General features: G+C 69.6%; 11 protein-coding genes and 1 tRNA gene. 6 read left to right on the top strand and 6 right to left on the bottom strand.

Annotated features, from left to right (window positions below):
* Window positions 1–468: 468 nt before the first annotated feature.
* The 4 genes from AB0J88_RS26305 (at window position 469) to AB0J88_RS26290 (ending at window position 7,442) form a co-directional block, all read left to right on the top strand.
* Complete coding sequence (locus tag AB0J88_RS26305; protein ID WP_364351403.1) at window positions 469–4,584, top strand: carboxypeptidase regulatory-like domain-containing protein; 4,116 nt, start codon at window positions 469–471, stop codon at window positions 4,582–4,584.
* Window positions 4,585–4,741: 157 nt separating this feature from the next.
* The gene (locus AB0J88_RS26300; RefSeq protein WP_364351405.1) at window positions 4,742–5,788 is read left to right on the top strand and encodes a hypothetical protein; all 1,047 of its coding nucleotides are present in this window, start codon (window positions 4,742–4,744) and stop codon (window positions 5,786–5,788) included.
* A 10-nt stretch (window positions 5,789–5,798) separates the two neighbouring features.
* Window positions 5,799–6,302, top strand: coding sequence for a septum formation family protein (locus AB0J88_RS26295; RefSeq protein WP_364351408.1), 504 nt, complete (start codon window positions 5,799–5,801; stop codon window positions 6,300–6,302).
* Window positions 6,303–6,650: 348 nt separating this feature from the next.
* Window positions 6,651–7,442: a hypothetical protein gene (locus tag AB0J88_RS26290; protein ID WP_364351411.1), complete on the top strand. Its 792-nt coding sequence runs from the start codon at window positions 6,651–6,653 to the stop codon at window positions 7,440–7,442.
* A gap of 489 nt (window positions 7,443–7,931) precedes the next feature.
* Here the strand turns inward: AB0J88_RS26290 and AB0J88_RS26285 are convergent.
* From AB0J88_RS26285 to AB0J88_RS26260, 6 genes are all read right to left on the bottom strand, one after another.
* A tRNA-Leu gene (locus AB0J88_RS26285) sits at window positions 7,932–8,006 on the bottom strand.
* Between the two features lie 58 nt (window positions 8,007–8,064).
* Window positions 8,065–8,535, bottom strand: coding sequence for a thioredoxin-dependent thiol peroxidase (gene bcp / locus AB0J88_RS26280; RefSeq protein WP_364351414.1), 471 nt, complete (start codon window positions 8,533–8,535; stop codon window positions 8,065–8,067).
* Window positions 8,532–9,692, bottom strand: coding sequence for a hypothetical protein (locus tag AB0J88_RS26275; RefSeq protein ID WP_364351417.1), 1,161 nt, complete (start codon window positions 9,690–9,692; stop codon window positions 8,532–8,534). The genes bcp and AB0J88_RS26275 overlap by 4 nt, the downstream gene beginning before the upstream one ends.
* 11 nt (window positions 9,693–9,703) lie before the next feature.
* Window positions 9,704–10,417, bottom strand: coding sequence for a thioredoxin domain-containing protein (locus AB0J88_RS26270; protein WP_364351420.1), 714 nt, complete (start codon window positions 10,415–10,417; stop codon window positions 9,704–9,706).
* Window positions 10,414–10,914 carry a MauE/DoxX family redox-associated membrane protein gene (locus tag AB0J88_RS26265; protein WP_364351423.1) on the bottom strand — a complete coding sequence of 167 codons (501 nt, stop codon included), beginning with the start codon at window positions 10,912–10,914 and terminating at the stop codon, window positions 10,414–10,416. Before AB0J88_RS26265 ends, AB0J88_RS26270 begins: the two co-directional genes overlap by 4 nt.
* 67 nt (window positions 10,915–10,981) lie before the next feature.
* Window positions 10,982–11,581, bottom strand: a complete 600-nt coding sequence (locus tag AB0J88_RS26260; protein WP_364351426.1) for a sigma-70 family RNA polymerase sigma factor — start codon at window positions 11,579–11,581, stop codon at window positions 10,982–10,984.
* Window positions 11,582–11,702: 121 nt separating this feature from the next.
* Between AB0J88_RS26260 and AB0J88_RS26255 the strand changes: the two genes are divergently transcribed.
* Window positions 11,703–12,329 carry a zf-HC2 domain-containing protein gene (locus AB0J88_RS26255; RefSeq protein ID WP_364738012.1) on the top strand — a complete coding sequence of 209 codons (627 nt, stop codon included), beginning with the start codon at window positions 11,703–11,705 and terminating at the stop codon, window positions 12,327–12,329.
* The gene (locus AB0J88_RS26250) at window positions 12,326–13,975 is read left to right on the top strand and encodes a copper resistance protein CopC (RefSeq protein WP_364351432.1); all 1,650 of its coding nucleotides are present in this window, start codon (window positions 12,326–12,328) and stop codon (window positions 13,973–13,975) included. The genes AB0J88_RS26255 and AB0J88_RS26250 overlap by 4 nt, the downstream gene beginning before the upstream one ends.
* The last annotated feature ends 4 nt before the right edge of the window (window positions 13,976–13,979 follow it).

The following is a 13,979-nucleotide window of genomic DNA, read 5'->3' as shown; positions in this document are numbered from 1 at the left end:
AGAAGCCGCAGGTCGGACGCCCTGGACCCAGAATGCCTTTCATCTATGTATGACAAGGAACACAGGGCGCGCTCCGGGCCGATAGCGGTCCTAGTGGCACATATCCCTAGCGGGGTGGGCGAGTCGTCGACGAAACCACTAGGTAGTTCTTCGAATATGCAGCGCCATCCACAGACTTAGATACTTTCTTCGCTGCACGTGTCGCAGGGGCAACGCGGACGACCGCAAGTGTCCACTCGCGACCTCGCAGTGAAGCCGGCAACACCGGGTGAGGTTGGGGAGCCTCCCATCGGTATGGCCCCGGCCGCCGAGCGCCGGACCGGCTGTAGTGACCAGGCGTCCATCAACGACGACTACGACGGCGGCTACCAGCGACTGTGAGCTGGCCGCCCGGTCCACATCAGGCAATTTGGGGAGCGCCGGGTCGCCGGGCTGCCCTGTGTCGCCGATTTCGAGAAAGGACCCTGCATGTTCGCGAACGAGGGGCCACCCAGGGTGGCTCGAGGGAGATTGCGCTCGGCGCTCACCATCGCGGCGACCGCACTCGCCATGGTGGTCGCCGGAGCGGGACCGGCCACCGCACAGACGACGTACGGCGCGGCGCCGGACGGAGGCGGCGCCGCAACCGGGACGCAGGCGTCGGCGAAGATCACCGCCGAAGCGACGAAGCAGCTCAAAGCGAACAAGAGCGCGGACTTCTGGATCAAGTTCGCCGCGAAGGCGGACCTTGCGCCGGCCTACAAGATCGCTGACAGCGACAAGCGCGGGAAGTACGTGTACGACGCGCTGCGCGCCACCGCGAAGCAGTCGCAATCCGAGGTGATCGCCCGGCTCACGGCCGCGGGCGCCGACTACGAGAGCTTTTGGATCAACAACTCGATCTACGTCGAGGACGGCACCCTCGACCTGGCGCAGAGCGTCGCCGCGTTCAGCACCGTCGCCGGCATCCACCAGCAGTTCGAGATGGCGGAAACCAAGCCGGTGTCGTCCAAGCCGGCCGGTCCCAAGGTGACGGCCGCCGTGGAGTGGGGGATCGGCGCGATCAACGCGCCAGAGGTCTGGGACAGCGGGGTCACCGGCGAGGGGATCACCGTCGCGAGCTTCGACACCGGCGTCGACGTGACGCACCCGGCGCTGCGCTCGAAGTACCGCGGCACGAACCCGGACGGCTCGCTCAGCAACGACTACAACTGGTTCGACATCCCCGACACCTGCGGCGGGGCCCCTTGCCCCAGCGCCGGTGAGCACGGCACGCACACCACGGGCACGATGGTGGGCCAGGACGGGGCCAACCAGATCGGCGTCGCGCCGGGCGCGAAGTGGATCGCCGTGAACTGCATCGACAACGACGGATGCTCGTTCGACGACTACCTGGCCGACGCACAGTGGTTCCTCGCCCCGACCCGCATGGACGGGAGCGACGCGGACCCGGCGATGCGTCCCGACATCATCAACAACTCCTGGGGCATCCCGTCGGGTGTCGACCTTCCCGAGGACTGGATGAGCGCCGAGACCCAGGCATGGAACGCCTCGGGCATCTTCGGCGCGTGGGCGGCCGGCAACGAGGGTCCGTCCTGCTCGACCACCCGCTTCCCGGGGGAGTTCACGCACACGTACGCCGCCGGCGCGTACGACGTCAACGGCAACATCGCGAGCTTCTCGTCCCGTGGTCCGGGGCGGGACAACGAGCTCAAGCCGAACATCGCGGCTCCGGGCGTGAACGTGCGCTCGTCGGTTCCTGGCGGCTACGGCAACGCCTCGGGCACCTCGATGGCCACGCCCCACCTGGCGGGCGCCATCGCGCTGCTGTGGAGTGCCTCGCCGGCGATGTACCGCGACGTCGACGGCACCAGGGCGCTGCTCGACCGGACCGCGGCGGACACCTCGGACACGAGCTGCGGCGGCACCGCGGGTGACAACAACGTGTGGGGCGAGGGCAAGCTCGACGCCGCGGCGCTGGTCGCAGCCGCGCCGACCACCGGCGTCGGCACTCTCACGGGCACCGTGACGGACACCGAGGGTGCCCCGGTCGCGGGTGCCCGTGTCGTGGCCGACGGCGACGATTCGGACCGCACCGTCCTCACGGGCGCGGACGGCACCTACTCCGCCAGCCTGCCCGTGGGCGACTACGAGGTCTCGGCCACCGCGTTCGGCTACCTGACCGAGTCGGCGACAGCGACCATCACCGAGGACGTGACCACGACGGTCAACCTGACGCTCGATGCGGCGCCGTCGCACAAGGTGTCGGGGACCGTCACATCCGCCGGCGCGCCGGTCGGGGGTGCGACTGTCACGATCGCGTCGCAGATCGAGCCTGTCACGACGGGTGCCGACGGCGCGTTCTCGTTCCCGTCGGTCCCGGAAGGCACGTACGAGCTCGCGGCCACGGCGGGAAGTTGCAACGCCCCGTTCTCGCGCGAGGTCGTGGTAGACGGCGACGAGACGGTGCCCGTCGCACTCGCCCCCAAGGTGGACGCGTTCGGCTACACCTGCGCGGTCTCCGAGGGCGCGTACCTGCGGGGAACCACCAAGGCACCGCTCTCCGGTGACGACGAGAGCGCGACGGTGCCCTTGCCGTTCAACTTCCAGTTCTACTACGGGAAGTACGACAAGGCGTACGTGTCGAGCAACGGGTACCTGAACTTCCTCGCCGCGAACACGGTCTACAACAACGGCGCCATCCCCAGCACGGCCGTGCCCAACGCGGCTGTCTACCCCTTCTGGGACGACCTGGTGATGGACACGCAGTCGGGCCTGTACACCGGTGCGACCACGGTGGGCGGCAAGGAGGCCTTCACGATCGAGTGGCGTGACGTGTTCCCGCTCAACTCGAGCGACACCCGCCTCTCGTTCTCGGCGACCCTCCTGTCCGACGGCAGGATCATCACGGGCTACGGTCCGGGCGCCGCGGACGAGCGCACCCAGGGCGACTCGGCCACGATCGGCATCGAGAACGAGGCCGGCTCGGTCGCACTTCAGTACTCGCTCAACACCGTCGCGACCCACCAGGGTCTGACGATCACCTACGACCCTCCGGCCCTCGGAACCGTCAGCGGAGTGATCCGCGACTTCAACACCAAGGAGCCGATCGAGGGCGCCACGGTCACCGCCACCAACCGGGCGGACGGTGCCGTGCGCGTCGCGACCACGGGCGTCGACGGCGCGTACTCGCTGAGCCTGCTTCTCGGAACTTACGACCTCCTGATCGAGGCCGACGGCTACGAGAGCGCGACGCGGGTGGCGAACCTGACCGAGGAGGGTCAGGTGCTCACCCGAAGCCTGCAGCTCAACGCCGGCCGGATCGTGGTCAACAAGGAGTCGATCACGGCGACGCTCGGAATGGGCGAGTCGGTCACCCGGACCTTCCAGGTGTCGAACACGGGCTCAGCCCCGGTCGAGGTCAACGTCGGCGCCAGCGGCGGCTCGTTCGTGCCGCTCGGCTCGACGGCGGCCGGCACCGCGGTGATCAAGGGCGTCGAGGGCCCGGCGACTGTCGCCAGGTCGACGAAGCCCTCGGGAAGCTCGCTCGGCACGTCCAAGGCGAAGCTGTCGAGGTCGGGCGCCAAGCTGGGTGCGTCGATCACTCCGAAGGCGGCAGCAATCCCGCTCGCGGACCAGACCATCACCCACTCGGCGGCGCAGACGATCACGACCGGGAACTCGGCCTCGTGCAACAACGGTCTCCAGACGCAGGACAACAAATACCTGCGTACGTTCAAGCTGAGCGACTTCGGCATCACCGGGTCGTTCGACGTCTCCCAGGTGCAGTTCGGTGTCGAGACGACGACCTCGGCCCAGCCGCTCTCGGTCAACCTGTACTCGCTCGCGGGCGACCTCCGCTATGCGAACATGACGCGTATCGGCACTACGGCCGTCACGGCCGCCGCGGACTCGGACGGCACGATCGTCACGGTCCCGGTCGAAGGATCCGTCCCGGCGGGCGGCACCCTCGTGGTCGAGGTCGACGTGCCGGCGGGCGGCTGGTTCTTCATCGGCTCCAACGACGAGGGCCAGACGGCGCCCAGCTACATCGCGTCGACCGCCTGCAGCCTCACGGAGCCGACCGACACGGCCGACATCGACTTCGCCGGCATGCACCTGGTGATGAACGTCTCCGGCGCGGCCGCCGGTGGCGGAGGTGTCGGGTGGCTCGACGTGCAGCCGGGAACGGTGACTCTCCAGCCGGGCGCTGCCGTCCAGGTGAAGTCCCTGATCACGGCGAACGTCGACCAGCCCGGCACCTATGCGGCCACGATCGACCTCCGCGCCGACACGCCGTACGACGAACCGTCGGTCTCGGCCACGCTCAACGTCAAGCGCCCCGCCGGGTGGGGCAAGATCACGGGCACGGTCACGGGCGCGGGGACGCCGCTGGAAGGAGCCGTCGTCCACCTCGACGGGCTCGCCTACGACACCACGCTGATCACGGACGCCGACGGCACCTACGAATACTGGATGGCGGCCTCGAACGCTCCGGTCCAACTGACCGTGGCCGCCAACGGCTACGTGCCCCAGACGAGAAAGGCGCAGATCATCAACGGTCAGACGACGGTCTACGACTTCGCCCTGACCCGACTGCCATGACCTGATCGACAGGTCCGAGACAAAGGGCCCGGCCTCCGTGGGGAGGTCGGGCCCTGCTCCGCTTACTCGCGGGTCGACGACAGCGGGACCGGGCACACGATCATGCAGGAGGCTGGGAGGCTTGCGGCCTCGTGGTGGCCACGCCGTAGGAGCCCACATGTCAGAACCGGCGCTGTACGTGATCGTCCGGCAGGGACGGCACGAGGTCTGGAACGACAAGTGGGGTGCGTTGGACCTGCCGAGGTCGCTGTTCGCCGGCCCCGACGCGTGGCTGGAGCCCGAGCCGCACTACGACCAGGCCGAGCCGCACCTCGACGAGGCGTGGGCCTCCGGCGGCGTGTTGGTCGACCACGACCGGCGCCTGTTGCGCTGGTACAGCGTCCTGAGCATCGCGGACCACAGCGTCGGCCTACGCCGAGCCGTTCTGCCACTGCTCGGGTCGTACTGGCCCGGCTGGACCGTCGAACACGCGAACCGCGGGTACGTCGACGTCTTCGAGGGCCGGCCTGCCCTGCTCAACCCCGACGGGCCGCTGAACGAGCTCACCACCACGGACCTGTTCGCTCGGGTGACCGCTCCCAGCAGCATCCTGAACCGGCCACTTAGCCTCGAGGAGTACGTGGCCGAGGTCGACCCGTTCACGACCCTGCTACACCTGCGTGGATATGGGCTGACGACAGTCAGCGTGCGCGACGTCGAGGGGACCGTCCGCGACTACATCGGTGGGATGTCACTGCCGGCCGTGCTGGCGACCGGCCCGAAGCTGCTGACGATGCTGCGCGATCTACCGACGGCGGCCGTGCCCGGCGAGCAGTACGTCGGCGAAGGGGTCTTCGTCGATGTCGCGAGCCGGACGATCGCGGCGTGGCGTGGTCGCAGCGGACGGCTTGCGTCGGCGCGGCTGGCCGAGCGGTGGGCGGGCTGGCAGATGCGTGTCCACTACGAGGGGCTGCCCGGCCACCTGGCCCGCAGCGGCCGGGACGACGCGGGGCTACGGCTGCCGTGGCGGACCGTCCTGGCCGAGGCGTGCCTGATGTTCGACCACGACAGCGCACAGGCCGAGGAGGATTTCGCGGCGCTGCTGCGCGACGGCACCGCCTGGCCCGGCCGGCCGGGATTGACCGGCCGATCCCTGGCCGTGCTGCACCGGCTGTGCACCACCGGTCGACCCCCGGGTCCAGGTCATCCCGCGATGATCTTCTAGCCTTCCGGCCGTGACCGAGATCCATCCCCAGTTGCTGGCAAATCGACGCCGCCGCCGCATCATGCAAGTGGCGGTGGTGGTCTCGCTGGCCATCGCCGCGGTCGGCTGCTTCGGGGTGCTGAACCACATCGACCAGCGGAGCCTGCACCGCGACGAGTACCGGAAGGCGGCGGACTCGTTGCGCCTGGGCCAATGCGTCAAGGAGCTTCCGGACGGGGACTCGGTGCTCAACGTCACGGCCATCGACTGCGCGAAGCCGCACGAGGCCGAGGTCATCGGCATCGTCCAACTCGACGGCCTGCGGCCCTTCCCGACGGACGACGACCTGGTCGACATCCAGGAGGACGAGTGCGCGGAGGAGCTGACCAAATGGGCGCCCGCCTTCGTCAGCGACGAAACGGTCGACGTCGGCGTCCTCTACCCCGAGCAGCGTTCCTGGGACCTGGGTGAACGCACGATCACCTGCTTCGCCGCCTTCACTGACGGCGTGCGCACCGGCACACTGCACCGCTAACCCAGCCAGAGCGGCCGGCTCTTGGAACATCCCGCGACGCTTGTCGCCCTCCGTTCGTTACCTTGAGCATAGGTGGAGGTAGCAGGGGGTAGCAGGATGTCGTACCACACCTCTACGATCGGTAACGACCAACCAGGCAACACCCCAACCTGGAAGGCAACATGACTACCGCGGCTACTCACATGTCCGGCTCCAGCGTTGACGTCACAGAGATGAACTCAACCGAGTACAAGGCCACTGTGCAGCGCGCGCTAGACCACCTGCGATTGACATACGACCAGCTCGCCGACCAAGCGCAGCGTCGAGACTTCAGCTCCCTCGCCGCCCTCAAGCTGTGGATTGCCATCGGTGGCGAGCGCCCCTGACTTCGGGGCTCATGCCCGACCCTTCAGCCAGCTGCTGCAAGATCTACTTAACCGGACTGTTTGCGATTACGCCAAGGTTGGTGTGGTCGTTGAGCCAGACGGCGCGACTGTCGGGACCAAGCTGGACAAGATCACGCTTCAGTCAGCGCCGGTCCCGCTGCGATCGCTGGCGCGGGACCCAATCTGGATCGATGTGAGCTGCAAGCTCATGCTCGACACAGACGAAGGGCTGTTCCCTACCGTACGGACTTCCTACGTTGGCATCTATCTTGGTGCCGAGGCAGAGCCAGTCCTTCACTATGACTTCGAACGCGGCAAGGCCAAGTACACCGAGGCTCATGTCCAGGTATACGGCCGGCATGAAGCGCTTGAGAGTTACCTGCGCGAAGTAGGCGCTAAGGACCGATTGGCCAAGCTGCACCTGCCGGTGGGCGGTCGCCGCTTCCGCCCGTCGCTCGAGGACATCATCGAGTTCCTGGTAGCCGAAAAGATGGTCGAGCCAAAGGCAGGTTGGGACACTGTGGTCGACCAGGAGCGGCGAAAGTACCGTCGCAAACGGATCGCGGCAGTGGTGCGACGCAATCATGGCTCCGCCATTCAGGAGCTCAAGCGCCTGGGATACACCATCATCCCACCGAACGACGAGGGCGTCAGAGCGAAGATCGCTGCCTTGATCGCACCGAAGCCGCGCGAACCGGAGGATGACGATCTGGCGGTCGCCGCGCGGCCTACACGTCAGGATCGGCGGTCTGGGCGACGACCAGGCGGCGCCTGACGACGGCGGCGGTCACGTCCATCAGCACATAACGCCCGGCGCTGCCGAACCACGTGCCGCGCATCCGCCAAGCTCTCGGGCGTGGGCGGCATGTCGAGCGGTCGCCGGGCCTCACCCGTAGGACGCTCCACCCGAGGCACGCCGACGCCGGGTGCGTGCCAAAGATCTTGGGCGTCTCAGGCAGAGGACGTTGAACGCCTTACGGATGTCCCGTTCGCTCATGTGGAGCCGGCGGAGGTGGTGGTCCGCTCCACCAGACCCAGGGCTAGCGGGGCTCATAATCCCCCGGTCGCGTCCTCTGATCCATGCAACGAGGGCCAGGATGCCGGCAGGCGAGGTAGACCCAACGGACACGTTGGGTCTACCTCGCGCCCACGCGAACAGCGCCCACCAGACCGTGGGGTCTCCGGGGGTCGCCCCCGGAATAGGAATGACAAATCCCCACCTAGATCCTGACCGCGAAGCGGACAGGATCTAGGCAGGGATTTGTGGGGTCGGCGGGACTCGAACCCGCACTGAAACGGACCTAAACCGTTTGCCTCCTGCCAATTGGGCTACGACCCCTGGGCGCCGCGGCGGACGCGGGTGCCCGAGACATTCTGGCGTACGAGCGTACGGCTTGCTAGTCGAGGCCCAGGTCGCGCCGCAGCTTGGCGACGTGGCCCGTGGCTTTGACGTTGTACAGGGCGCGTTCGATGCGGCCCTTCTCGTCGATCACGAAGGTCGAGCGGATCACGCCGGTGATCGTGCGGCCGTAGGACTGCTTCTCGCCCCACGCCCCGTACGCGGTCAGCACCTTCTTGTCCTCGTCGGACACCAGCGGGAACGTGAGGGCGTCGTGTTCGCGGAACTTCGCCAGTTTGGCTGGCTTGTCCGGGGAGATGCCGACGACCTCGTAGCCCGCGGCCTGCAGCGAAGCCAGCGAGTCGCGGAAGTCGCACGCCTGCTTGGTGCAACCCGGGGTCATCGCCGCCGGGTACGCGTAGAGCACCACCTTCTTGCCGCGCAGGTCGGCGAGCGTGAGCGTCTCGCCGGTGTCGGTGGGCAGGGCGAAGTTCGGTGCCTCGTCGCCGGAGCTCAGGCGTTCCGTCATGCGCCCGACTCTACCGCCGGGGTCCCGGGCGTCTCGTCGTGCGCGGGTCGGCGGGCCGACGGCAGCGGCGGGTGCGCCGCCGAGGCCCGCATCCGGAGCGCGGCCGCGCCGGCCACACCGGCCCCCGCGGCGATGACCACCGCGACCAGGAAGCGACCCAGGAAGCCCGACCACGGCACGGGTACGACCCCGTTGGTGAACGCCGCCGCGTTGCTGACCCCCGCGAAGATCGCCACGCACACCCCGGCCAGCGCGAGCGCGAAGTCGGCGGCCGGCCGCCGCAGAAGAGCGAAGACAGCGGCCGCCACCGCGGCCAGGCCGGTCAGCACCGGCCAGATCTGGCCCGCGAACAGCCCACCGAGCACCGCCCCGAAGCCGGAGTTGCCGGCGTCGACCTCCCTGCCGACGGAGTAGACCACCGCTGCCAAGCCGGCGACGAAAGCGACGAAAGCCAGCGCCGGCAGCACCCACCGGGCCGGCGCGTCAGAGGCGGGGGAGGAGCGCATCGTCAAGGACGAGACCAACCGGCGCAGCCGGCCGACCAGTCCCAGGAACGCCACCGCCAGTCCAGCCAGAGCCACCCAGGTCCACCAGACCGCACCCGACGGCGGCGGCACCCAGTCGAGCGTCCCCCGCACCTCGAGCGCGTGGATCCCGTCGACCCGCAGCGGCACCACCCAATCCCGGACCCGCTGGGGCCGGTCAGGGGCGGCGGCCACCGACGGTGGCGGGGTCGACAGCATCCAGTGCGAGCGGTGGTCGTGCCAACGGACCACCGGCACCGTCGACGCCCGGCGCCACGACGGCGGCAGGGTCGGGTCGGCCATCGGGGGCAGCGTGGCCTCACCGGTCAGGGTGGCGTTGAGGTAGAGGGCCGGGGAGTGCACGTTCTCGTACACCCCGTCCGGCCGTACCTCCAGGTAGGGCTCGTTCTGGTAGCCGAGCACCTCGACCGTCGTACCCGTGCGGTTCGTGAGCTCCAACCGCGCGCCGGCCTCGACCGCGCGGACCCGCAGGCCCGCGGTGGCCGGGCTGACCGCGGTCACCACCGTGCGGTAGTCGGTGCCGTCCGGCGCGTCCGCCCCATGAGCCCAAGCCGGAGCGGCCGATACCAGAATGCCGCCAAGACCGAGGACACAAGCCAGCAGGACACGCACGGGCCAGAACCCTACGCCGCGTTGACGGCGGCGACGATGGCCTCCGGCGTCGGGTTCGGGATCACCTGGTTGTTGACCTTGACGGTCGGCGTCCCGGTGACTCCGGCCGCAGCGGCCGCGTCGGTGATCGAGGCCACCCACGGCTTGTAGCGGCCCGAGTCGATGCACTGGCCGAAGCTGCCCTGGTCGAGGCCCATGCCGGTGCCGATCGCGATCAGCTGGCTGTTGGACAGCCCCGCGCTGCCCTCGGCGGGCTGCTGGGCATAGAGCGCGTCGTGGTACTCCTTGAACTTCCCGCCGTCTGAGGCGCACGCGGCGGCCGCGGCCGAACGGGTCGAATACTCGGTGGTCGACGCCGGGTCCAGGTACGCCACCGTGTTGTAGGTGACCTTGATCTTGCCGTCGTTGACCAGGTCCGTGATGGCCGAGCCGCTGGTGGCCTCGAAGTCCTTGCAGTGCGGGCAGAGGAAGTCCTCGTAGAGCTGCACCTGCACCGGGCCGTTGCCCTGGGTGATGCCGGTGGTCGTGGTGGCCGACGCGGGCGCGACCAGCGGGCCGGCGTCCGAGCGCTGGCTCTGGTAGACCCCCCACCCGATCAGTCCGGCGATCACCAGGACGGCGACCGCGGCGATCGAGACCCACATCGTGCGCTTGCGGCGGCGTTCGGCCGCGAGCTGCTTGCGTACGACCTTCGCGGCGCTCTTGCCTTGCTGACGTTTGCTCATGTCGTGCTCTCCAGCCACCTGTCGATGGACAACCGAGTGCGGGGCCAGACGAGAAGGAATGCGGCCAGGACCAGGAAACCGATGTCGCGTGCGATCTCCGGCGCGTAACTGGGACTTTGACCCGCGGCGAGTTGGCCCCCCGAACCGAAACAGCCGCAGTCGATGGACAGCCCGCGTGCCCACGCGGACGAGATGCCGGCGATGAAGACCAGGAGCAGCGCGGACGAGATGGCGGCGGCCGCGCGGGTGGCGAGACCGACCACGAGCAGGACGCCGAGGGCGATCTCGACGAACGGCAGGGCGGCCCCGATGACCTTGGCAACTTCGAAGGGCATCACCTGGTACGCGTTGACCGCGCGCCCCGAGCCGGCGAGGTCACCCACTTTGGCGGCGCCGGCGAACAGCCAGACGGCCGCCAGGCCGAGCCGCACGAGAGTGCCCAGCCACGGCCGCAGGCCTGGCCAGGTCACGCCACTGGTCAACGTCGTCACGCTCATATAGTCGCCCCGTATTGTGCAAAGGTTCCAATGCTCAGGTTTTTCCCAGTTTTCTGATAGCTGGGACTCAGCTTGCGCCCGCCTCGTCGAGCACCGCGACGAGCTCCGCCCGGGCGCGTGCGACCCGCGACCGGATCGTGCCGACCGGCACGCCTTCGACCTCGGCCGCCTCGGTGTAGGAGAGGCCGATGAGCTGGGTGAGGACGAATGCGCTCCGGCGGTCGGCGGGCAGGTGGCGCAGCAGTTCCGCGCTGGCGAAGCGCTGGGCCGGGTCCGGCTCGGCGCTGGCCATCACCGAGCGCTCGGGCTCCGGGTGGGCCTCCAGCCGGGACCGCAACCGCCGGCGGCGTACGACCGAGCGCAGGTGGTCGGCGCAGACCCGGCGGGTGATGCCGAGCAGCCAGGTGCGGGCGCTGGATCGTCCCTCGAAGTCGGGCAGTGAGCGGAACGCCCGCAGGTAGGTCTCCTGGGTCAGGTCGTCCGCGGCGTCCGGATCGATGACCGCGGCGGCGAGCCGCCAGACCTCGGTCTGGGTCGCCCGCACGAACGCGGCCTGCGCCACCGGGTCACCGCCGCGCGCGGCGAGCGCCCAGCGGGTGGCGGAGTCGAGATCGACGCCGACGCTCGCTGCGGGCACGGCCTCGGGCGCGCGCTGGGCGGGGATCACGGCAACCCAATGTACGCGCCCGACCCCTGTTCGCGGTCGCGCCACGGATGTCGTGTCGAGCGCCACCCCAACCTGAGAGATTGCCGGGAACCAATCACTGCTCGCGAACGACTACCTGACCATGATGTGCGAGCACGTCCGGGGAGCGCTGTCGGCGCGCCTCGATGGGGAGGCGGTGTCGATCCCCGCTGGGGAGATCGACGCGCATACCGCCTCCTGCGCCGGGTGCCAGGCCTGGCTGGCCAGCGCGCAGCGGCTGGATCGCCTGGTCAAGGCCACCCCGGCGCCTGCTCCGGACCTGACCGTGAGCGTCCTCGCGGCGGTGTCGGCCGACCGGCGCGGGCAGTCCGACGAGTCTGCCGGTCGCCGCCAGGTGCTGCGGATCGCGGTCGGCGTGCTCGCCCTCGCCCAGCTCGTCTCGGCCGCTCCGGCGCTGTTCGGCGCCGAGGGCGCGGTCGGCGCGCATGCCAGCCGGGAGATGGCGTGCTTCGACGTCGCGCTCGCGGTCGGCTTCGCGTTCGCCGCGCTGCGCCCCGAACGCGCTCGCGCCCTGTTGCCGATCGCCATCGTGCTCGCGCTCTGCCTGGCCGTCACCAGCGCCGTCGACGTGGCGGGTGGGCGCGCCGCCGCCGTGCACGAGATCGGCCACCTGGCCGCCGTCGTGCAGGCCGCGGCGTTGTGGGCCCTCGGCCGCGGCTCGGCGTCGAACACCCCGCTGACCACCGCGGCCGCGGCAGGTCGCGGGTGAGCAAGGTCGTCTCGCGGCTCGTCATCGTCGCCGCGCTCGTCGTCGGCTGGGCGGCCCTCTTCCTCGCACCCGCGGCACCGGCCAGCGCGCACGCCGTGCTGGAGAGCACCAGCCCCGCCGCCAACTCGGTCGTTCCCGTCGCTCCGCCCGAGGTCGTGCTGACCTTCAGCGAGGCCGTCCGGCAGGTTCCGGACAAGATCCACGTGGTGGCGCCGGACGGCTCGCGCGCCGACACCGGCGCGCCGGTGTTCGAGGACGCCTCCGTCCGCATCCCGCTCAAGTCCGGCGGCGCCAACGGCACCTACCTGGTCAACTACCGGGTGATCTCGGCGGACAGCCACCCGATCGCGGGCGCCTTCACGTATTCGGTGGGCGCTCCCTCGGCGGCGCCGACCGACAGCAACGCGCCCGCGATCGAGGAGAGCACCTTCCTCAAGATCGCGTTCCCGATCGTCAAATACCTCGGGTACGCCGGCCTCGTGCTGCTGATCGGCCCGGCCATGGTGCTGGCGTTGCTGTGGCCACGCCGGCTGTCCCGGGACGCACCGAGCCGACTCGCCTGGCTCGGCCTCGGGCTGGTCGCGCTGTCGACCGTGGGCGACCTGTTCCTCCAGGCGCCGTACACGACCGGCGGTGGCTACTTCGACGGCTCCGCCTTGCGCGACGTGCTCGGGAGCACCTATGGCACCGCGCACCTGATCCGGATCGGGGTGCTCGCGGCCGCGGCGTTCCTGCTCCGGCCGCTGCTGCTCGGCCGCAGCGGCGTGGCGGACCGCGCGTTGCTCGTCGTGCTCGGCGTCGTCGGGCTGGCTACCTGGCCCATCTCCGGCCACCCGGCCGCGTCCCCGGTGCCGGCGGTCTCGGTGGTCGTCGACATGGCCCACCTCGCCGGCATGGCGGTCTGGCTGGGTGGGCTGGTCATGCTGTTCGCCTTCCTGTTCCGCCAGGCCGCGCCACGGGAGCTCGAGGCGATCCTCCCGGTCTGGTCGCGCTGGGCGACGCTCGCGGTGACGGCGCTCTTCCTGGCCGGCGTCGTCCAGGCGCTCGTCGAGGTGTCGACGGTCAAGGCGCTGTTCACGACGACGTACGGGCAGCTGATCATCTCCAAGGTCGTGCTCTTCGCCGTGGTGCTCGGGGTGGCCGCGTTCTCCCGCAACCAGGTGCGCAAGCGGGCGGCACCGGACGACCCGCGCCCGTTGCGCCGCGCCGTGCTGATCGAGATCGCCGGCATCGCCGTCGTGCTCGCGCTCACCTCGGTGCTGGTGCAGACCACACCGGCCCGCACCGCCTCGGCCACGGCGGCTGCCGGCGCGCAACAGCCGGGCTACTACTCGGCCATGATCACCACCAGCCCGAAGCTCAACCTGCAGGTCGAGGTCGATCCCGCCAAGCAGGGCAACAACGACATCCACCTGTACGCGTACACGAAGGACAACCAGCCGCAGGTGGTCGTCGAGTGGAAGGGCACGGCATCGCTGCCCTCGGCGGGCATCGAGGCCATCGACATCCCGCTGTTGGGCCTCGCGCCCACGCACGCCAGCGGAGCGATCCAGCTGCCCCGCCCCGGGCAGTGGGAGCTCAAGTTCACCGTCCGGATATCCGACATCGACCAGGGCACGGTGACCGCCACCGTGCCTGTCACGTAGGAAG

This window comes from Asanoa sp. NPDC049475, from assembly GCF_040676915.1.
Taxonomy (GTDB): Bacteria; Actinomycetota; Actinomycetes; order Mycobacteriales; family Micromonosporaceae; genus Asanoa.
This window is presented reverse-complemented; position numbering and strand designations above follow the sequence as displayed.